Source organism: Campylobacter sp. CFSAN093233 (genome assembly GCF_011068165.1).
GTDB classification, from domain to species: Bacteria; Campylobacterota; Campylobacteria; order Campylobacterales; family Campylobacteraceae; genus Campylobacter_D; species Campylobacter_D jejuni.
The window spans coordinates 149,801-168,907 of sequence record NZ_JAAMWY010000005.1; the positions used below are offsets into that span (position 1 = coordinate 149,801).

At 31.2% G+C, this 19,107-nt stretch carries 23 protein-coding genes; 20 read left to right on the forward strand and 3 right to left on the reverse strand.

Annotated features, from left to right (window positions below; translation table 11 throughout):
- The first annotated feature begins 28 nt into the window (after nucleotides 1–28).
- The 9 genes from FBF15_RS03595 (at nucleotide 29) to argS (ending at nucleotide 8,709) form a co-directional block, all read left to right on the forward strand.
- Nucleotides 29–1,192: a cyclopropane-fatty-acyl-phospholipid synthase family protein gene (locus tag FBF15_RS03595; protein ID WP_002858137.1), complete on the forward strand. Its 1,164-nt coding sequence runs from the start codon at nucleotides 29–31 to the stop codon at nucleotides 1,190–1,192.
- Nucleotides 1,193–1,307: 115 nt separating this feature from the next.
- Nucleotides 1,308–2,099, forward strand: a complete 792-nt coding sequence (rpsB, locus tag FBF15_RS03600; protein ID WP_002858184.1) for a 30S ribosomal protein S2 — start codon at nucleotides 1,308–1,310, stop codon at nucleotides 2,097–2,099.
- On the forward strand, nucleotides 2,099–3,172 hold the full coding sequence (gene tsf, locus FBF15_RS03605) for a translation elongation factor Ts (protein WP_002865567.1): 1,074 nt from the start codon (nucleotides 2,099–2,101) through the stop codon (nucleotides 3,170–3,172). Before rpsB ends, tsf begins: the two co-directional genes overlap by 1 nt.
- A 12-nt stretch (nucleotides 3,173–3,184) precedes the next feature.
- A complete protein-coding gene (locus FBF15_RS03610; protein WP_002867385.1) occupies nucleotides 3,185–3,820 on the forward strand; it encodes an ABC transporter ATP-binding protein in 636 nt (211 codons plus the stop codon).
- The gene (fliR, locus tag FBF15_RS03615; RefSeq protein WP_002859266.1) at nucleotides 3,807–4,574 is read left to right on the forward strand and encodes a flagellar biosynthetic protein FliR; all 768 of its coding nucleotides are present in this window, start codon (nucleotides 3,807–3,809) and stop codon (nucleotides 4,572–4,574) included. Before FBF15_RS03610 ends, fliR begins: the two co-directional genes overlap by 14 nt.
- 56 nt (nucleotides 4,575–4,630) lie before the next feature.
- Entirely contained in the window at nucleotides 4,631–6,244 is a 1,614-nt protein-coding gene (locus tag FBF15_RS03620; RefSeq protein ID WP_032587248.1) for a hypothetical protein, read from the forward strand.
- Nucleotides 6,241–6,864 carry a guanylate kinase gene (gene gmk, locus FBF15_RS03625; protein ID WP_072233204.1) on the forward strand — a complete coding sequence of 208 codons (624 nt, stop codon included), beginning with the start codon at nucleotides 6,241–6,243 and terminating at the stop codon, nucleotides 6,862–6,864. The genes FBF15_RS03620 and gmk overlap by 4 nt, the downstream gene beginning before the upstream one ends.
- 1 nt (nucleotide 6,865) lies before the next feature.
- Complete coding sequence (locus FBF15_RS03630; protein ID WP_002852866.1) at nucleotides 6,866–7,105, forward strand: twin-arginine translocase TatA/TatE family subunit; 240 nt, start codon at nucleotides 6,866–6,868, stop codon at nucleotides 7,103–7,105.
- Nucleotides 7,106–7,116: 11 nt separating this feature from the next.
- Nucleotides 7,117–8,709 (forward strand): arginine--tRNA ligase, encoded by a 1,593-nt coding sequence (gene argS / locus FBF15_RS03635; protein WP_052803925.1) that lies wholly within the window; start codon nucleotides 7,117–7,119, stop codon nucleotides 8,707–8,709.
- A gap of 17 nt (nucleotides 8,710–8,726) precedes the next feature.
- On the opposite strand, the gene FBF15_RS03640 is transcribed toward argS, so the two are convergent.
- Both FBF15_RS03640 and FBF15_RS03645 read right to left on the reverse strand, forming a co-directional pair.
- Entirely contained in the window at nucleotides 8,727–9,035 is a 309-nt protein-coding gene (locus FBF15_RS03640) for a multidrug efflux SMR transporter (RefSeq protein ID WP_002777309.1), read from the reverse strand.
- Nucleotides 9,035–9,376 (reverse strand): multidrug efflux SMR transporter, encoded by a 342-nt coding sequence (locus tag FBF15_RS03645; RefSeq protein WP_002783013.1) that lies wholly within the window; start codon nucleotides 9,374–9,376, stop codon nucleotides 9,035–9,037. Before FBF15_RS03645 ends, FBF15_RS03640 begins: the two co-directional genes overlap by 1 nt.
- Nucleotides 9,377–9,484: 108 nt before the next feature.
- Between FBF15_RS03645 and FBF15_RS03650 the strand changes: the two genes are divergently transcribed.
- The 5 genes from FBF15_RS03650 to FBF15_RS03670 all read left to right on the forward strand — a co-directional run bounded on the left by FBF15_RS03650 (nucleotide 9,485) and on the right by FBF15_RS03670 (nucleotide 13,199).
- Nucleotides 9,485–10,192: a YebC/PmpR family DNA-binding transcriptional regulator gene (locus tag FBF15_RS03650; protein ID WP_002839081.1), complete on the forward strand. Its 708-nt coding sequence runs from the start codon at nucleotides 9,485–9,487 to the stop codon at nucleotides 10,190–10,192.
- A 9-nt stretch (nucleotides 10,193–10,201) separates the two neighbouring features.
- Nucleotides 10,202–10,684, forward strand: a complete 483-nt coding sequence (locus FBF15_RS03655) for a peptidylprolyl isomerase (protein ID WP_002822502.1) — start codon at nucleotides 10,202–10,204, stop codon at nucleotides 10,682–10,684.
- A 163-nt stretch (nucleotides 10,685–10,847) separates the two neighbouring features.
- Entirely contained in the window at nucleotides 10,848–12,278 is a 1,431-nt protein-coding gene (locus tag FBF15_RS03660) for a DUF3373 family protein (RefSeq protein ID WP_038816601.1), read from the forward strand.
- Nucleotides 12,279–12,288: 10 nt separating this feature from the next.
- Complete coding sequence (locus tag FBF15_RS03665) at nucleotides 12,289–12,516, forward strand: hypothetical protein (protein ID WP_002822505.1); 228 nt, start codon at nucleotides 12,289–12,291, stop codon at nucleotides 12,514–12,516.
- Nucleotides 12,517–12,596: 80 nt separating this feature from the next.
- Nucleotides 12,597–13,199 carry a DedA family protein gene (locus FBF15_RS03670; protein ID WP_038816600.1) on the forward strand — a complete coding sequence of 201 codons (603 nt, stop codon included), beginning with the start codon at nucleotides 12,597–12,599 and terminating at the stop codon, nucleotides 13,197–13,199.
- Here FBF15_RS03670 and FBF15_RS03675 read toward each other — a convergent pair.
- Nucleotides 13,196–14,122, reverse strand: coding sequence for an L-lactate dehydrogenase (locus FBF15_RS03675; protein ID WP_052862190.1), 927 nt, complete (start codon nucleotides 14,120–14,122; stop codon nucleotides 13,196–13,198). The genes FBF15_RS03670 and FBF15_RS03675 overlap by 4 nt on opposite strands.
- A gap of 66 nt (nucleotides 14,123–14,188) precedes the next feature.
- On the opposite strand from FBF15_RS03675, the gene FBF15_RS03680 reads away from it, so the two are divergent.
- From FBF15_RS03680 to copA, 6 genes are all read left to right on the forward strand, one after another.
- Entirely contained in the window at nucleotides 14,189–14,965 is a 777-nt protein-coding gene (locus FBF15_RS03680; protein ID WP_002853925.1) for a threonine/serine exporter ThrE family protein, read from the forward strand.
- On the forward strand, nucleotides 14,962–15,456 hold the full coding sequence (locus FBF15_RS03685; RefSeq protein ID WP_002831613.1) for a threonine/serine exporter family protein: 495 nt from the start codon (nucleotides 14,962–14,964) through the stop codon (nucleotides 15,454–15,456). The genes FBF15_RS03680 and FBF15_RS03685 overlap by 4 nt, the downstream gene beginning before the upstream one ends.
- A gap of 70 nt (nucleotides 15,457–15,526) precedes the next feature.
- On the forward strand, nucleotides 15,527–15,790 hold the full coding sequence (locus FBF15_RS03690) for a zf-TFIIB domain-containing protein (protein ID WP_002831611.1): 264 nt from the start codon (nucleotides 15,527–15,529) through the stop codon (nucleotides 15,788–15,790).
- Between the two features lie 74 nt (nucleotides 15,791–15,864).
- Entirely contained in the window at nucleotides 15,865–16,815 is a 951-nt protein-coding gene (gene czcD / locus FBF15_RS03695) for a CDF family cation-efflux transporter CzcD (protein WP_038816598.1), read from the forward strand.
- Nucleotides 16,805–16,999 carry a cation transporter gene (locus FBF15_RS03700; protein WP_165434563.1) on the forward strand — a complete coding sequence of 65 codons (195 nt, stop codon included), beginning with the start codon at nucleotides 16,805–16,807 and terminating at the stop codon, nucleotides 16,997–16,999. Before czcD ends, FBF15_RS03700 begins: the two co-directional genes overlap by 11 nt.
- Nucleotides 16,999–19,098: a copper-translocating P-type ATPase CopA gene (copA, locus tag FBF15_RS03705; RefSeq protein ID WP_038816597.1), complete on the forward strand. Its 2,100-nt coding sequence runs from the start codon at nucleotides 16,999–17,001 to the stop codon at nucleotides 19,096–19,098. The genes FBF15_RS03700 and copA overlap by 1 nt, the downstream gene beginning before the upstream one ends.
- The last annotated feature ends 9 nt before the right edge of the window (nucleotides 19,099–19,107 follow it).

Sequence of the window (19,107 nt, forward strand, 5' to 3'; positions counted from 1 at the left end):
TAATAATTTTTATTAGTTGGAGTATGTTATGCTTGAAAAACAAATGATTAAATTTATTCTTTCAAAATGGAATTATGGAAATTTTAGAATTGTATTTTGGGATCAAGAAGAATTTCATGTGGGTAATCAGCCTGCTAAATTTTCTTTAATTTTCAAAGAAAAAATACCTTTTTTAAAATTATTTAGTGATACGAGTTTAGTTTTTGCAAAACATTATATGGAGTCTAAACTAGAAATAGAAGGTGATTATGATGAAATAGCTAAAGTTTTGTATTATTTTTCAAATAAGCGTTTTTTAAAAAATACAGAGGATATCTTGAGTAAAATAGCCCAAAAACAGGAAAGTAAAAATATCAAAAGTCATTATGATATAGGTAATGATTTTTATAAGCTTTGGCTTGATGATACTATGAGCTATTCTTGCGCTTATTTTAAAGAGCCTAATAATACTCTTTATGAAGCTCAAATTAACAAAATAGAACATACTCTTAAAAAACTTGATTTAAAAGAAGGAGAAAAGCTTTTAGATATAGGTTGTGGCTGGGGTTGGCTTTCTATTATGGCGGCTCAAAAGTATGGAGTTAAGGTTGTTGGAATTACTATTTCAGAGGAGCAGTGTAAAAAAGCTAAGGAAAGAGTAAAAGAACTTGGTCTTGAAGATAAAATAGAAATAAGACTTCAAAATTATCAAGATTTAGAATTTGAAAATTATTTTGATAAAGTTGTTTCTGTGGGTATGTTTGAACATGTAGGCAAAGAGAATTTAGGACTTTATTTCATGAAAGTAAAACAAGTGTTAAAACCTGGAGGTTCTATGCTTTTACATTCTATTTTAGCCATGTTTGAAGGAAAAACAAATGCTTGGATAGATAAATATATTTTTCCAGGAGGATATTTACCTTCTTTAAGAGAGGTTGTAAGTGCTATGAGTGAGTGGGATTTTCATCTTCTTTTAGCAGAAAGTTTAAGAATGCACTATGCAAAAACTTTAGATTTATGGGATGAAAATTTTAACGAAGTATTGGACAAGGTAAGGGAAAAATATGATGAAGAATTTATAAGAATGTGGGATTTGTACCTTCGTTCTTGTGCCTCTGCTTTTCGTGTTGGAAGCGTGGATTTGTTTCAATTTTTAATCACAAAAGAAATCAATAATAATCTAAGTCTTACCAAGGACTACATATATAAGTAAAAACTAAACTTAAATTTGATAAAATCTTAGCTTCATTTCACACGCATCAATCCTTTTTAGCTTGTGTAAATTAAGGGATGTGGAGGAATAAAGCTAAATTTATAAGGAGAAACTCATGGTTAGTATGAGAGATTTATTAGAATGCGGTGTGCATTTTGGACACCAAACAAGACGCTGGAATCCAAAGATGAAAAAATTCATTTTTGGCGAGAGAAAAGGTATTTATGTAATTGATTTACAAAAAACTTTAAGATATTTTAGATATACCTATAATATCGTTCGTGACGCTGCTGCCGAAGGAAAAACTATACTTTTTGTCGGGACAAAAAAACAAGCAGGTGGAGCGATTAAAGAATACGCTGAAAAATGCGGTATGCCTTATGTAAATCATAGATGGCTTGGCGGTATGATGACAAATTTTGGTACCATTCGCCAATCAATTAGAAAATTAGAAGTAATTGAAAAAATGGAAGAAGATGGAAGTATTAAACTTTTAACTAAAAAAGAAGCTTTAATGCTTACAAGAAAAAAAGAAAAATTATTAGCTTATTTAGGTGGAATTCGTTATATGAAAACTCAACCTGATATGATTTTTGTTATTGACACAGTAAAAGAGAAAATTGCTGTTCAAGAAGCAAATAGATTAAGAATTCCTGTTGTAGCTCCACTAGATACAAACTGCGATCCTGATTTGGTAACTTATCCTATTCCAGGAAATGATGATGCAATTCGTTCAGTGCAACTTTTCTGCCAAGAAATGGCTGAAGCGATTAATGAAGGAAAAGCTTTAAGAGAACAAGATGGCGAAGCTTTAGCAAATGAAGAAAAAGAAATCACCGATGAAGAGAAAAAAGAAGTTTTAGATGAAGCGATAAGCGAAGAAGACTTCGGTGAGGAGCAAGAATAATGGCTGAAATTACTGCTGCAATGGTAAAAGAACTCCGCGAAAGTACAGGTGCGGGGATGATGGATTGTAAAAATGCTTTGAGTGAAACTAATGGAGATTTTGATAAAGCAGTACAACTTTTAAGAGAAAAAGGTTTAGGTAAGGCTGCTAAAAAAGCAGATAGACTTGCTGCAGAAGGTTTAGTAAGTGTAAAAGTAAGTGATGATTTTACAAGCGCAACTGTAAGTGAGATTAATTCCGAAACAGATTTTGTGGCAAAAAATGATCAGTTTATCGCTTTAACAAAAGATACTACAGCTCATATTCAAAGCAATAGCTTGCAAAGTGTGGAAGAGCTTCACTCAAGTACGATTAATGGTGTAAAATTTGAAGAATATTTAAAAAGTCAAATTGCAACTATAGGAGAAAACTTAGTTGTAAGAAGATTTGCAACTTTAAAAGCAGGTGCTAACGGCGTTGTAAATGGTTATATTCATACAAATGGCCGTGTTGGTGTTGTGATCGCTGCAGCTTGTGATAGTGCTGAAGTAGCTTCAAAATCAAGAGATTTATTAAGACAAATTTGTATGCATATTGCAGCAATGAGACCAAGTTATTTAAGTTATGAAGATTTGGATATGACTTTTGTTGAAAATGAATACAAAGCCTTGGTTGCTGAACTTGAAAAAGAAAATGAAGAAAGACGTAGACTGAAAGATCCAAATAAACCTGAACATAAAATTCCTCAATTTGCAAGTCGCAAACAATTAAGCGATGCAATTTTAAAAGAAGCTGAAGAAAAAATCAAAGAAGAACTTAAAGCTCAAGGTAAACCTGAAAAAATTTGGGATAATATCATTCCAGGTAAAATGAATAGCTTTATAGCCGATAATTCTCAACTCGATAGCAAACTTACTTTAATGGGTCAGTTTTATGTACTGGATGACAAAAAAACTGTAGAACAAGTAATTGCCGAAAAAGAAAAAGAATTTGGTGGAAAAATTAAAATTGTAGAATTTATTTGCTTTGAAGTTGGTGAAGGTTTAGAAAAGAAAACTGAAGATTTTGCGGCTGAAGTTGCTGCACAACTTTAAAAACGGTTAAAAATGGAACTCTTAAGAGCGGAAAATTTAAGCCATAGTTTTGATTATCCGCTTTTTGAGGGTTTAAATCTTACTTTAAATACTAAAGATTGCATTGCTATTCAAGGGAGTAGCGGTTGTGGTAAATCTACTCTTTTGCATATACTTTCTTCTTTATTAATTCCAAAAAAAGGTGAAGTTTTTTTTAAAGGTTCTAATCTTTATCAGATGGATGAAAACGAAAGATTAAAAATTCGCCGCTATGATTTTGGTATTATTTTTCAGACACATTATCTTTTTAAAGGTTTTTCAGCTTTAGAAAATATCGAACTTGCTAGTGTTTTATCGGGTCAAGATTTAGATGAGAAAATTTTAAAAAGGTTAGGTATTGATACACTTTTGCATCAAAAAATAGGAAAGCTTAGCGGCGGACAACAACAGCGTGTGAGTATCGCACGTGTGCTTTGTAAAAAACCAAAGATTATTTTTGCTGATGAAGCAACTGGAAATTTGGATTTTGATAATGCTAAAAATGTTATCGAACTTTTAATTTCTTATGTTAAAGAAAATGATGCGGCTTTATTTTTTGTAACTCACGATAGTAAGCTCGCAAGTTTTTGTGATAAAATTTATACTATAAACGTCAATGGAATTTGTTAATTATTTAGGCGATAAAAATGTTGTAACTTTTATGTTGCTTCTTGCTAGAATGAGTGGTCTTATAGTTTTTTTTCCTTTTTTTTCACATAATTCTATTCCTATGGTAATAAAAAGTACTATAGTTTTATTTTTGACTATGTATTTATATCCTTTGGCTAGATTAGAATCTTTGCATTTAGATAGTTTTTTTGTTTTACAGCTTATTAGTGAAGTGATTTTTGGAATGATAGCAGGATTAATGCTTCAAATTATTTTTGCTATTATTATGATGGCAGGTGAGCAGATTGCTTTTACTATGGGATTTACTATGGCAAGTATATTAGATCCAAGTTCTGGAACGAGTATGCCTATTACGGCACAAATTTTGAATTTACTTGCTTTGATGTTTTTTCTTGCTTTTGATGGCCATCATTTAATGCTTTTGTTTTTAAGTCATTCTTTGGGTTATATTAGTTTAGGTGGATTTTATCCGCATGAGAATTTAATGCATTATTTAAATATGGGTATGTTTAATATTTTCATCATAGGTTTTACTATGAGCTTTCCTATACTTGGAATTTCACTTTTAGCCGATGTTATTTTTGGACTTTTGATGAAAACAATGCCACAATTTAATCTTTTAGTTATTGGCTATCCTATAAAGATAGCTCTAGGTTTTGTAGTTTTGATTGCTATTTTACTAGTTATGATGCAATATTTTAAAAATTTAATTTTAGAACTTTTTACTCATATGCAAACTCTTTTTTTCTCCTAAGGAAAGGATAAATGAAATTATCGTAAAATAGCGATTATTTTTTAAGGATTAAAGTGATGAAAATTTTACTTTTAAATGAAAACCCTGTAGTTTCAAGACTTGTAAGCCTTAGTGCTAAAAAAATGTCTTATGATTTTGAAGAACTTAATGCTTATAGTGAAAATTTGGGTAATTATGATGTGATTGTTGTAGATAGTGATACTCCAGCACCTTTAAAAATTCTTAAAGAAAAATGCGATAGATTGATTTTTTTAGCCCCGCGAAATCAAAATGTAGAAGATATAGATGCGCAAATTTTACAAAAACCTTTTTTACCTACAGATTTTTTAAATTTGCTTAATAATAAAGATGCGAACAAGCATACATCTATTGATTTGCCAATGTTAAGCAATGATGAAAATCCTTATGCTGATATAAGCTTGGATTTAGATAATTTAAATTTAGATGATTTGCCTGATGAAAATTCTTTAGATATAAATTCAGAGGGAATGGAAGATTTGAGTTTTGATGATGATGCTCAAGATGATAATGCAAACAAAACTTTAGAAACTCAAAATTTAGAACAAGAAACAATTAAAGAACAGACTCAAGAAGACACTCAAACTGATTTAGATTTAACTTTAGAAGATGGTGAAAGCGAAAAAGAAGACTTAAGCCAAGAACATACAGCTTTGGATACTGAGCCTAGTTTAGATGAGCTAGATGATAAAAATGATGAAGATTTAGAAATCAAAGAAGATGATAAAAATGAAGAAATAGAAAAGCAAGAATTATTAGACGATTCTAAAACAAATACATTAGAAATGCAAGAAGAGCTTAGCGAATCTCAAGATGATAATGCAAACAAAACTTTAGAAACTCAAAATTTAGAACAAGAAACAATTAAAGAACAGACTCAAGAAGACACTCAAACTGATTTAGATTTAACTTTAGAAGATGGTGAAAGCGAAAAAGAAGACTTAAGCCAAGAACATACAGCTTTGGATACTGAGCCTAGTTTAGATGAGCTAGATGATAAAAATGATGAAGATTTAGAAGATAACAAAGAATTACAAGCTAATATAAGCGACTTTGATGATCTTCCTGTGGTTGAAGAGCAAGAAAAAGAAATGGATTTTGATGATCTTCCTGAGGATGCTGAATTTTTAGGTCAAGCAAAAGATAATGAAGAATCAGAGGAAGTTTTAGAGGAGTTTGCTCCTGTTGTGGAAGAAGATGTTCAAGATGAAATGGATGATTTTACTTCAAATTTGAGTACTCAAGATCAAATCAAAGAAGAACTAGCTCAACTTGATGAGCTTGATTATGGTATTGATAGTGACAATAGTAGCAAGGTCTTAGAAGATTTTAAAGATGAACCAATTTTAGACGATAAAGAATTAGGAACAAATGAAGAGGAAGTGGTTGTGCCAAATTTAAATATAAGTGATTTTGATACATTGAAAGAAAGTGATATACAAGAAGCTCTTGGAGAGGAAATCTTAGAAAAAAATGAAGAGCCTATAGTAAGTGATGTAACTAAAGATGATAATAGCGAAGAGATAGTTAATGAGCTTAGCCAAAGCATAGCAGGAGCGATCACTTCAAGTATTAAAGATGATACCTTAAAAGCTGCTCTTAAGGGTATGAATATGAATATAAATATAAACATTAGTTTTAAAGAGGATTGAAATTGCAAGGTTTTGTTTTGTTGATTTCAGGTCCTAGTGGTGCTGGAAAATCAACTCTTTTAAAAAAACTTTTTGATGAATTTAAAGATGAGCTTTATTTTTCTATTTCTTCAACAACTCGCAAGCCAAGAGAGGGTGAAAAAAATGGAGTGCATTATCATTTTATATCTCATGAAGAATTTCAAAAGGGTATAGATAGTGATCATTTTCTAGAATGGGCTAGAGTGCATGAAAATTTTTATGGTACTTCTTTAAAGCACACCCAAGATGCTTTAGATAATGGAAAAATAGTTGTTTTTGATATTGATGTGCAAGGATTTAAAATAGCCAGAAAAAAAATGGCTGATAAGATTGTTTCTGTTTTTATTACTACAAAAAATAAAGATGAGCTAAAAAAAAGACTTATTAAGCGAAATACTGATACAATAATACAACTAGAAAAAAGATTACAAAACGCTAGCGATGAAATGAAAGAGCTTAGCGAGTATGATTATCTTATCATTAACGATGAGTTAAAGCAAAGTTATGAAGCATTGCGAGCGATTTTAATCGCCCATAAATTTAGAACCAAAGGGCAGAATCTAGGGCAAATTCAAAATATTTGGAATGAAGGAGAATAAAATGGGTGGTTGGTCAAGTCCAAGTCATTGGTTGATTATTTTATTGATTGTTGTATTGCTTTTTGGAGCAAAAAAAATTCCAGAACTTGCAAAGGGTTTAGGTAAAGGTATTAAAACTTTTAAAGATGAAATGAATAATGATGATGAAGTAGCAAAAAATACTCAAAAAATAGAAGAAAATAAAAACACAACTAATAATACAAATGCTGATGCAAGTATAGACGAAACAAAAAAAGCTTAAGGTTTAGTCTTTTGAAAAGTATTATTTTTAATGAAATTAAAAAGATTTTAGAGTGTGATTTTGCGCTTGAAAATCCAAAGGATAAAAATTTAGCACATTTTGCTACCCCTTTGGCTTTTTCACTGGCTAAGGAATTAAAAAAATCCCCTATGTTGATCGCTAGCGACTTAGCGAGCAAATTTCAAAATCATGATTGTTTTGAATCAGTTGAAGCTGTAAATGGGTATTTAAATTTTAGAATTTCCAAAACTTTTTTAAATGAACTTGCAAATCAGGCTTTAACAAATCCAAATGATTTTACTAAAGGAGAAAAAAAACAAGAAAGTTTTTTGCTTGAATATGTGAGTGCAAATCCTACTGGGCCTTTACACATAGGACATGCAAGAGGCGCTGTTTTTGGAGACACCTTAACAAGACTTGCAAGACATTTGGGCTATAAATTTAATACAGAATACTATGTCAATGATGCGGGTAATCAAATTTATTTACTAGGGCTTTCTATTTTACTAAGTGTGAAAGAAAGTATACTTCATGAAAATGTTGAATATCCAGAGCAATATTACAAAGGCGAGTATATAGCGGATTTAGCAAAAGAAGCTTTTGAAAAATTTGGTAAAGAATTTTTTAGCGAAGAAAATATCCCTAGTTTGGCTGATTGGGCAAAAGATAAAATGCTTGTTTTGATTAAACAAAATTTAGAACAAGCAAAGATTAAAATTGACAACTATGTAAGCGAAAGATCGTATTATGATGCTTTAAATGCAACTTTAGAATCTTTAAAAGAGCATAAAGGAATTTACGAGCAAGAAGGTAAAATTTGGCTTGCTTCGTCTTTAAAAGGAGATGAAAAAGATCGTGTTATTATCCGTGAAGATGGCCGTGGGACTTATTTAGCAGCGGATATAGTTTATCATAAGGATAAAATGAGTAGAGGCTATGATAAATGTATCAATATTTGGGGAGCAGATCATCATGGTTATATCCCTAGAATGAAAGCTGCGATGGAATTTTTGGGATTTGACTCTAATAATCTTGAGATTATTTTAGCACAAATGGTTTCCCTACTTAAAGATGGAGAACCTTATAAAATGAGTAAAAGAGCAGGAAATTTTATCTTGATGAGCGATGTGGTTGATGAGATAGGAAGTGATGCTTTGCGTTATATCTTTTTGAGCAAAAAATGCGATACGCATTTGGAATTTGATATTAGTGATTTGCAAAAAGAAGATAGTTCTAATCCTGTGTATTATATCAACTATGCACACGCTAGAATTCATCAAGTGTTTGCTAAAGCTGGTAAAAAAATCGATGATGTAATGAAAGCTGATTTACAAAGTTTAAATCAAGATGGCGTAAATTTGCTTTTTGAAGCTTTGAATTTAAAGGCTGTTTTAAACGATGCTTTTGAGGCTAGAGCTTTGCAAAAAATTCCTGATTATCTTAAAAATTTAGCTGCAAATTTTCATAAATTCTACAATGAAAATAAAGTTGTAGGCTCTGCAAATGAAAATGATTTGCTTAAATTATTTTCTTTGGTTGCTCTTAGTATTAAAACCGCATTTTCTTTAATGGGTATTGAAGTAAAAAACAAAATGGAACATTAAAACAGCATTTTGCTGTTTTAATAATTTAGCAAAAATACTGCTATTATCACGATAATGATACCTAAAATTCCTATTTTGTTTAATTTTTCTTTATATAAAATCCATCCACCAAGACAAGTTCCTATGATGCCTATAGCACCCCAAGTTGAGTAAGCTATGCTTAAAGGAACATATTTTAAAGAAAAAGAAAGTAGAAAAAAAGCAAGTATAGCATTGACAATCGCAGCTAAGCCCCAAATTTTATTCTTAAAACCATCTGATTTTTTTAGCAATAAATTTGCTACGATATCTAACAATGCCGATAGAACAATAATAAAAATATACATTATTCTTTAACCTCGCCTATATTAATCATGATAATTCCAACGATAGAAAGAATAATGCCTAGAATTTGAGTTAAGGTTAAACTCTCTTTAAAAACTATAAAAGAAACTAAAAGTATAAGAATAATCCCTAAAAGTTCCCATACAGCATAGGCTATGCCTACTTGAATTTTTTTAATCGCCTTGCCCATAAAAAAATAAGAAAAAGCTATAAATAAAGCCATAAATATATAGCCTAAAATTTGATTTTCCATTTTTAAAAAACTAGTACCTAAAACTTCAAATACAATAGCAGCAATCAAGAAAAACCAAGCAACAAAAAGTTCTTTTTTTGCGATATTCAAAAAGCTTCTCCCTAAAAATAAATGGTAAAATCATACCATTTAAAGCTTTAATTAGCCTTTTTAGTTTATACTTTTAAGTTTAAAAATCTTTAAAGAAAGTGAGAATTTATGGGACGAGCATTTGAATACCGAAGAGCTTCTAAAGAGGCTAGATGGGATAAAATGAGTAAGCTTTTTCCTAAGCTTGCTAAAGCCATACAAGTAGCTGCTAAAGAAGGTGGCACTGATCCTGATATGAATCCAAAATTAAGAAGTGCTATAGCCACAGCAAAAGCAAATAATATGCCAAAAGATAATATAGATGCGGCTATTAAGCGTGCGAGTGGAAAAGATAGCGCAGATATTAAAAACATTCATTATGAAGGAAAAGCTGCACATGGAGCTTTGGTTATAGTTGAATGTATGAGCGATAACCCTACGCGCACCGTGGCTAATGTTAAAGCCATTTTTAGCAAAAATGGTGGAGAAGTTTTACAAAATGGATCTTTAGGCTTTATGTTTGCTAGAAAAGCGGTTTTTCATCTTGAAAAATTTGCAGGAGATTTAGAAGAATTAGAACTTGATTTGATCGATGCAGGGCTTGAAGAATTAGAACAAAATGAAGAAGAGTTAGTAATTAGCGGTGATTATACTGCCTTTGGTGAGCTAAGTTCTGCTATAGAGACTAAGGGTTTAGTTCTTAAAAAAGCAGGACTTGAGTATATACCAAACAATCCTGTAAGCTTTAGCGAAGAACAGCTTAGCGATATAGAAAAACTTTTAGATAAGTTAGAAGATGATGATGATGTTCAAGCTGTTTATACAAATATAGATTAAGGAGAAATAATGATAAAAACAATCGACACAAGCAAAGTAAATGAATACAAATTTGCTCTTATAGAAACTGAAAAAGGCACAATGAAATTAAAACTTTTTGGCGATGAGGCTCCGCAAACGGTTTGTAATTTTGCTACTTTGGCTAATGAGGGATTTTATAAAGATTTAAATTTTCATCGTGTGATCCCAAATTTTGTCATACAAGGAGGTTGTCCACACGGCAATGGTGTAGGTGGGCCTGGATATGAAATCATTTGCGAATGTGATGATCAAGAGCATAAACATGAGCGTGGAACCTTATCTATGGCACACGCAGGACGCGATACGGGTGGTTCTCAATTTTTCATTTGTCACAGCCCTCAAGCTCATTTAGATGGGGTTCATACTGTTTTTGGGCAAATTGATCCAAAAGATGAAGAAAGTTTAGAAGTTTTAGACTCTATACGCCAAGGAGATAAAATTTTAGACATAAAAATTTGCGATAAAATTTAAAAATTTAAAATTTTAAAACTTTTTTAAAACTACAATATTTACAAAGCTAGTCATAAGTTTGACTAGCTAAAAATGATTAATGTATAATTTTTTTTTAAACTTTTTTTTCTATAATCACAATTTTAATTTGCTAAATGTAACAAAATTACAAGGAGTTATGATTATGAAAACTAAGTTTTCACTTATTTTAAGTGCTTGTCTTCTTTCATCTTCACTTTTTGCTAAAAATACAGATGATGAGATAACCAAGCTTCAAAAACAGCTTGCACAAATTCAAGCTGAACTTGCACAAATCAGAAAAGAAAGGGAAGCTCAAGCTAAGCAAAATGAAGCTGTAAAAGCTGAACTTGCTGATCTTAATGATAGGGCCGATGAAACAGAATTCCAAGCTGCTTTGAGCAAGGTTAAATTTGGACTTGAGTTTTCAACAGCAGTTTCAAATACAAACTATAAAGTTAGCGGACAAGATTATAGTGCTAATAACAAATGGATGAATGAGCTTCATTTAAATATGAATGCTGATATTAATGATAAAACCAAATTCTATGGTCGTTTATCTATGGCTAAAAATTGGTCTCAAATGGGTTGGAGTGGAAGTCCACTTGACTTAGATGCAGGAAGAAACACAAGAACAAGTGGGCCTGTACTTTATGTAGATAGAGCTTATCTTGACTACTATATCACACCTGAGTGGATTGCAACCATAGGAAGACAGCCAGGAACCGATGGCCCAGGAAGTAATCTTAGAAACAATGCTTTAAGACAATCCACTTATCCAGCCTTAGCGATTAATGCTCTAGGTGATGCAGCAGTAATCACTTATAAACCTGAAAGTTTGCAAGATCATAAGGTAGCCATCCGTGCAGCTTATGGTAAAACTTATCAATGGGATGAAGAGGGTAAGGTAAGAGACTGGATGAGCGATCAAAAAGATGCTGATGCAAATCTTTACTATGCTGCAGTAGAAGGAGAGCTTCCTATAGAAGGTATGGGGGATAATCTTATTATCTTCAATGTGGCTCATATGACTGATTTTGCATTACCACTTCCAGGAATCAATCTTCCAATTGGCCCAAGCGGTGCTTTGGTTAATGTTTTACAAGATGGTGTTTACAATCTAGGAAATTTAACTTTAGCAAATATTCATTTTGAAAATTACAATGCTTTTGGTACAAATTTTAATTATTTTGTATCTTTAGGGTATTCTAACGGAACAAATGCACATACTCTAAGTGCAATTCCTGCTGTGCAATCTCAATTGGAATTTAATGAAAAAGATGGCTATGCTGTGCATGTAGGTGGACGCTATGATTTTACCAAGACTTTAAAAGTAGGGTATGAGTTCTTCTGGGGAAGTAGATACTGGTATACTATGAGCCGTCCAAGTATCAACGATCCGCTTAATATAAGAATGACAAGAGGAACAGCACATGATTTTTATGTGATTTATCAACTTGATAGATATCAATTCTTACGCTTAAGTTATACTAATATCCAAAATATTTGGGGTAATCGTGGCTTACCATTTGGTGGAGCGAAAAAAGATAAAGCAAGAGCTGATAATATCATGTTAATGTATAATGTAAAATTCTAAGGAGCAAAAGATGAGAAAAATACTTTTTGCAAGTTTATTACCTATCATTGCTTTGGCTGATTGTGCAAGTTTGATGGCAAAATACGAAGCTCCAGAGCCAGAGTCAAAAACAATGAAACAAGTTGAACGCTGGATTAATAAAAAAGTTAGCGATCCAGCTGATGCTGCTGTTTTAAAAGAGTGTATGATCGCTCGTGCAGCGGACAATCCAAATCAAGTTTCAGTTGCAGGTAAATAAAAAAAGCGGTATAAAACCGCTTTTTACTGTTTAATCTTTTAAGCTACAATTTTTTAAAATTTTCTTCAAATAAGGCTAATATGCAAGAAATCATTTCTTTTATTGTTGAGACGGCTAGCGCTTGGGGGTATTTGGGTATTATTATCTTAATGACCTTAGAGAGTTGTTTTATACCTTTTCCAAGTGAAGTTGTTATGATACCTGCTGGATATTTGGCACATAAAGGCGAACTTGATATCACTCTTTGTATACTTAGTGGGACTTTAGGTTCTGCTTTAGGGGCTTTGATTAATTATTATATTTGCTTTTTTTGGGGTAAAAATTTTGTATTAAAATGGGGTAAGTATTTTGGTATAAACGAAGTCAAATTTGCTAAATTTGAAGAATTTTTTAACAAACATGGGGAATTTTCAACCTTTACTTGTCGTCTTTTGCCAGGGATTCGTCAGTATATTTCTATGCCTGCAGGTTTGGTAAAAATGAAACTTATAAATTTTATACTTTTTACTGCACTTGGTAGCGCTATTTGGGTGGCTATACTTGTATTTTTGGGTTATTATATAGGACAAAATGAAGAGTTGATTAAAACTTATTTAACTCAAATTTTAATTATTATAATTGTTTTTGTGATTTTAGCAAGTTTAATTTATATTAAAATCAAAAAGCCTTTTAAAAAGGCTTAAATTTTATCTTTTACACTTTGTATGGCGTTTTTGATTTGTTGTTTTGAATTTTCTAATTTTATTTTTTCTTTTTCATTGAATTTTAATTCAAAAACCTTTTCTATACCATCTTTTCCTATGATAGCGGGCATTGAAAAAGCTATATCATCAAAAACCACACTTACAGGATGTAAACTTTTTCTATCTTCTAGGATGGCTTTGGCTAAATTTGCACAAGAAGTTCCTATGCCAAATTCTGTTCTTCCTTTGCGTTCATAGATGAAATATCCCTCACTAATCACGGCTTTTTCGAGTTCTTGTATGTCTAAATCTTTGCCTAATCTTTGCTTGTAAAAATCTAATAAATTTTGTCCTAAAACGCTTGCATTAGAAAGTGCTGCAAACTGAGAATCTCCATGTTCGCCAATCATACAAGCAAAAATATCTTTTGAATTTATGTTTAAATCTTTGGCTAAAAATTTCTTAAGTCTTGAACTATCTAAATTTGTTCCACTACCAAAAACATGATTTTTAGGTAATTGGCTTAATACTTGAGTGTAGTAAGTTATGGTGTCATTTGGATTTGTTGCGACGATGTATTTGCCTTTAAAATTAGCATTTTTTAAGGTTAAGACAATGTCTTTAAGTTCGAGGATATTGTTTTGAAGTTCTACCAAGCGACTAGGTAATTCTTTTAAGCTTTCTTTTCTAAAAGCTAAAATGATAATATCGCAAGAAGCTAAATTTTCTAAATTTGGCACATGAAAAATTTTTGTATAAGAAAAATGAATGGCTGACATATCTTCCAAATCTCTTGCATGAGCTAGAGCTAAATCTTGTTTTATATCATATAAGTAAAGTTCTGAACAAATTCCTTGAGTAACTATGCTATAAGCACTAGCAGCTCCTACATAACCTAAACCAACTATACCGATTTTTGCCATTTTTTCTCCTTATTTATTTTAAAATTTGCTATAATTATAACAAATTCAATCAAAGATTATTAAAATATGGAAAAACCTGATATACAAAGATTAACTAATTTTTTAATCGTATATACTAAAACTTTGCTAGGTGCTGGAACTTATACAGCTAGGGTGGCAAAATGCGTAGGAAGAATAGCTGAGGTTTATGGCTATGAGATAAATATCAATTTCTTTTTTCATCATATTACTTTAAATGTTGTAGATATGGATGATAACTCCATTCAAAGAACTTATGTTATACCCAATCATCATGCCCATGTTAATTTTAAGCTTATTTTTGATTTAAGTGCTTTAAGCTGGGCTATATATGATCACAAATACGATCTTGAAAAAGCAAAAGTCGTTTTTGAGCAAATTTCTCAACAAAAAAAGCATTCTTATTTGCTTAATCTTTTATTTGTTTCTATGGCAAATTCAGCTTTTTGTAGGCTTTTTGGTGGTGATTTTGGTGCTGGAAATTTAGTATTTTTTGCAACTTTTGTGGGATTGTTGTTAAGATATATTTTAACTAAAGCAAAGATTGATTTAAGAATTCAATACATCCTTTGTTCTTTTATCTCATCGTGGTTTGTATTTTTTGGACTGGATATGGGATATACCAATACTTCTGATGTGGCTTTGGGTTCTAGTATCTTGTATCTTATACCAGGAGTATTTTTTATAAATTCTGTGATTGATATATTAAAAGATCATATTTTAATGGGGCTTAGCCGTATTATCAGCGTGGCTATTTTGATTTGTTGTATAGCACTTGGAATTTACATGACGCTTAGTATTTCGGATTTTGGGATTTTAAGATGATTGAATTTATTTTAAGAGATATGTTTTTTGCTGCTGTGGCGGGATTTGGGTTTGCTTATGCTTGTAATCCACCTTTAAAAACCCTTATTTTATCTGCTCTTTTAGCGGCAATTGCACATGGGCTTCGTTTTACCTTGGTGGAATATTTTCATTTTCAAACTTTAGCAATTGCAACTTTTGTTGCTTCATTTTGCATAGGATGTTTAGGAATTGTTTTAGCAAAAATCATCAAAACTCCTGCTGAAATTATCGCTTTCCCTGCTCTTATTCCTATGATACCTGGAATTTATGCTTATAAAGCGATTTTGTATCTTATTTCTTTTATACGCAGTGATGATTTGAAGGCTAAGTCTGAATTTTTGGTTCAATTTTTTGATTATTTTTTTACAACTGTTTCTGTGACTTTGGCTCTAGCTATAGGAGTGAGTGTTACCTTGCTTATATTTTTTGAACAAAGTTTTATGATGACTAGACATGCAAAAAAACATTAAAACTTGTTGTAAATTTGTTTAATATTTCTTTTTATAATTTTAAATCAAAAATTTAAAAAAAAGGTATTGTATGTTATGTCCAGTTTGTAATGTAGATTTGGTTATGAGTGATAGGAGTGGAGTTGAGATTGATTATTGTCCAAAGTGTCGTGGCGTTTGGCTTGATCGTGGAGAACTTGACAAAATCATAGAACGCAGTGTCCCTAATACAGCAAATTTTAACCAAGCTCCAAGACAAGAGTCAAGATATAATGACTCAGCTTATCATCAGCACAATGATTACTATAAAAAGAAAAAGAAAGAAAGTTGGCTAGGCGAGCTTTTTGACTTTTAATTTTTATAAAAATAACAAATATTTATATCCTTTTTAGCTTAATATCTTAAAATGTCAAGCAAAAAGGATATAAGATGTATAAATTTTTATCACACGAGCCTTTAGCTAACAAATCTTGTCATCATAATCACGAAGAACATTCTCATGAACATCATCATTCCCATGCTGATGCAAGGAGTATGGATAAAAAGATTTTAAAAATTTCTCTTTTAATGACTTTTTCTATGATGCTTGTGCAATTTATTTATTCAATCCTTTCAAATTCTTTGGCACTTTTAAGCGATACTTTGCATATGTTTTCTGATGTTTTTGCCTTAGCTCTTAGTTTTTTAGCCATTATAGCTGTAGAAAAATGGCAAGATCATCAAAAGACCTTTGGGTATTTTCGTCTTGAAGTTTTAGTGGCTTTTATCAATGCTTTAACCATTATTTTATCGGCTTTATTTATCATTTATGAGGCTATAGAAAAATTTATCAATCCAAAAGAAATTGACGCTAAAACCATGATAATTGTAGCTATTTTGGGCTTTTTGGTAAATGGGATTAATGCTTTGATGATGTTTAAGGGTGCAAATTTAGAAAATGTCAATATGAAGTCCGCTTTTTTGCATATGATGAGCGATTTATTGGGTTCTTTAGCGGTTATTATAGGTGGGATCGTGGTGTATTTTAGCGGTATTGTTTATATAGATACGATTTTAGCTATTGTATTATCAATCTTGCTTTTAAGATGGGCGATTATCTTGCTTAAACAAAGCGCTAATGTCTTGCTTGAAAGTTCTCCTGTGGATATAGAAAAAGTAAGACAAGTTTTGCTTTTAAATCCTAGTGTGGATGAGGTAGTGGATTTGCATATTACTCAAATCACTAATAAAATGCTAGTAGCCTCTATGCATTTAAAAGTAAGAGTTTGCAATCTAAAGGAATTTGAAAAACTATCTCAGGATTTATCTCATAAGTTATTGCATGAATTTGAAATCGGGCACATTACCATACAACCTATAAGGAGTAAAAATGAAATTTAAAGTAAAAAATGTTAATTGCATGAATTGTGTAAATTTGATCAAAAATTCTCTTGAAGATGAATTTGGAAATATAGAAGTGGATTTGGAGCAAAAAATTTTAAGTTTAAAATTAGAAGAAAATCAAGTATCAAATTTTACAAAAGAATTTCAAGATTTAGGTTTTGAGATCGTAGAGCGTTTATAATGGAAGAATTGCGTATAAAAATAGGCAAAATGACTTGCGTTAATTGTTCTAACGCTATAGAAAGAGCTTGTAAAAAAATTGATGGTGTTAAAGATGCTAGTGTTTCTTATGTGAATTCTAGCGGGGTTTTTTTACTTGAAGATCAAGAAAAACGCAAGGATATCATCGCAAAAATTCAAAATTTAGGCTTTGAAATTTTAGAAGATGAACAAAGCTTGAACGCATACAAGGCAAAAAAACACTTAGAATTAAGAAAAAATTTGCTCTTAAGTATAGTTTTGAGTGTGATTATTATGTATTTTGAAATGTTTGTTAAAAGTTCTTTTTCTCAAAATATCCAAATGGCTTTGAGTTTTTTTGGGATATTTTATTGTGGGAGAGACTTTTTTTCTCATGCTTTTTTAGGACTTAAAAGTAAAAATTTAGATATGAATACCCTTGTAGCTTTGGGGACTTTGAGTGCTTTTGTGTATTCTTTTTTGGTGTATTTGCAAATTTTCAAAGAAGAAGATTTGTATTTTAGTGGTGCAATGATGATTATTTCCTTTGTGCTTTTAGGAAAATATCTTGAAAGTAAGGCTAAATTTAAGGCACAAGATTATCAAAGAATTTTAGAAAATATAGACACAAAAAAGACAAAAATTTTGCTTGAAGATGAAAGTATCAAAGAAATTTCAAGTTCTTTTGTCAAAAGTGGCGATGTACTTTTGGTAAAAGAAGGAGAAAGTATTGTTGCAGATGGAGTAGTGCTTTTAGGGAGTGCAGAGCTTGATATGAGTTTTTTAAATGGGGAGTTTTTGCCTGTTTTAAAAAAAGAAGGCGATGAAGTTCAAGCAGGAGCAGTAGTTTTAAATGGTGCTTTAAGGATCAAAGCAAACAAAAAGGCCATGGATAGTACTTTAGAACAAATCAAAAATCTAGTTTTTGAAGCAGGAAGTATCAAAAGTCCTTTGGCAAATTTAGCAGATCAAATTTCTAAATACTTTGTAGGGGGTATAATATTTTTTGCTTTTTTAGTTTTTGTTTTTTGGGTGCTAAAAGCAGATTTAAATACAGCTTTTTTACACTCTTGTGCTGTGCTTTTGATCTCTTGTCCTTGTGCTTTAGGTCTTGCAACGCCTATAGCTTTGGTTGTGGCAAGTGCAAATGCGGCAAAAAATTTCATTCTTATTAAAAATCCTGCTGCTTTAGAAAAATTAGCCTTAGTTAAGTATGCTTTTTTTGATAAAACGGGTACATTAACAAAGGAAAAATTGAGTGTTTTTAAACACAATCTTTCTAAAGATGATTTTGATAAATTATGTCAAATTGAAAGTTTAAGCTCTCATCCTATAGCCAAGGCTTTACATAAAGATCAAATTTGTGATTTAAAGGGTGAGGGAAGAGTGATTGTGGGTTCTGGCATAAAATACAAAGAAGATAATGATAATTATCTCGTAGGCAGTGCGCAGTTTTTGCACGAAAATGAAATTGATACAAAAGAAAGTGATATCTTTTTTGACTCTTTTAAAGAATATGTTAGAGTGTATTTTGCTAAGAATAAAAAGTGTTTAGGCGGTGTTTTATTAAGCAATGCTTTAAAAGATGGAGCCAAAGAGCTTGTGTTAAATTTGAAAGAGCAAAATCTTAAAACTTTTATTTTAAGCGGCGATCATGTAAAAAATGTAGAAAAAATAGCCAAAGAATTACAAATAGACGAATTTCACGCTCAGCTTAAGAGTGAAGAAAAACTACAAATCATTCAAAAATTTAAAAAAACTCTTTTTGTAGGAGATGGGATCAATGATGCGGCGGCTTTATCTGCTGCAAGTGTGAGTATGAGTTTTTCAAAGGCAAATGAACTTGCTAAAAAAACAGGAGATTTTATCTTGATAAAAGATGATTTATCAGCGATTTTTAAATGTTTTAAACTTGCTAAAAAAACACGCGGTATTATTAAGCTAAATCTTTTTTGGGCTTTTATTTATAATGTGCTTTGCATTCCTATCGCGGCAGGATTTATACCTTTTATCTCTTTAAGTCCTCATATAGCAGCACTTGCAATGTGTTTTAGTTCTATTACTGTAGTGCTTAATTCTTTAAGACTTAAAAGAATTTAAAAATTTGAT

Coding starts and splice junctions, on each gene's coding strand:
- FBF15_RS03610 (WP_002867385.1), top strand. CDS start 3,185: ATGGAACTCTTAAGAGCGGAAAATTTAAGCCATAGTTTTGATTATCCG.
- FBF15_RS03595 (WP_002858137.1), top strand. CDS start 29: ATGCTTGAAAAACAAATGATTAAATTTATTCTTTCAAAATGGAATTAT.
- FBF15_RS03620 (WP_032587248.1), top strand. CDS start 4,631: ATGAAAATTTTACTTTTAAATGAAAACCCTGTAGTTTCAAGACTTGTA.
- FBF15_RS03675 (WP_052862190.1), bottom strand. CDS start 14,122: ATGGCAAAAATCGGTATAGTTGGTTTAGGTTATGTAGGAGCTGCTAGT.
- FBF15_RS03630 (WP_002852866.1), top strand. CDS start 6,866: ATGGGTGGTTGGTCAAGTCCAAGTCATTGGTTGATTATTTTATTGATT.
- tsf (WP_002865567.1), top strand. CDS start 2,099: ATGGCTGAAATTACTGCTGCAATGGTAAAAGAACTCCGCGAAAGTACA.
- czcD (WP_038816598.1), top strand. CDS start 15,865: ATGTATAAATTTTTATCACACGAGCCTTTAGCTAACAAATCTTGTCAT.
- FBF15_RS03665 (WP_002822505.1), top strand. CDS start 12,289: ATGAGAAAAATACTTTTTGCAAGTTTATTACCTATCATTGCTTTGGCT.
- FBF15_RS03685 (WP_002831613.1), top strand. CDS start 14,962: ATGATTGAATTTATTTTAAGAGATATGTTTTTTGCTGCTGTGGCGGGA.
- FBF15_RS03690 (WP_002831611.1), top strand. CDS start 15,527: ATGTTATGTCCAGTTTGTAATGTAGATTTGGTTATGAGTGATAGGAGT.
- FBF15_RS03700 (WP_165434563.1), top strand. CDS start 16,805: ATGAAATTTAAAGTAAAAAATGTTAATTGCATGAATTGTGTAAATTTG.
- rpsB (WP_002858184.1), top strand. CDS start 1,308: ATGGTTAGTATGAGAGATTTATTAGAATGCGGTGTGCATTTTGGACAC.
- copA (WP_038816597.1), top strand. CDS start 16,999: ATGGAAGAATTGCGTATAAAAATAGGCAAAATGACTTGCGTTAATTGT.
- FBF15_RS03660 (WP_038816601.1), top strand. CDS start 10,848: ATGAAAACTAAGTTTTCACTTATTTTAAGTGCTTGTCTTCTTTCATCT.
- FBF15_RS03650 (WP_002839081.1), top strand. CDS start 9,485: ATGGGACGAGCATTTGAATACCGAAGAGCTTCTAAAGAGGCTAGATGG.
- FBF15_RS03640 (WP_002777309.1), bottom strand. CDS start 9,035: ATGTATATTTTTATTATTGTTCTATCGGCATTGTTAGATATCGTAGCA.
- FBF15_RS03655 (WP_002822502.1), top strand. CDS start 10,202: ATGATAAAAACAATCGACACAAGCAAAGTAAATGAATACAAATTTGCT.
- FBF15_RS03670 (WP_038816600.1), top strand. CDS start 12,597: ATGCAAGAAATCATTTCTTTTATTGTTGAGACGGCTAGCGCTTGGGGG.
- fliR (WP_002859266.1), top strand. CDS start 3,807: ATGGAATTTGTTAATTATTTAGGCGATAAAAATGTTGTAACTTTTATG.
- FBF15_RS03680 (WP_002853925.1), top strand. CDS start 14,189: ATGGAAAAACCTGATATACAAAGATTAACTAATTTTTTAATCGTATAT.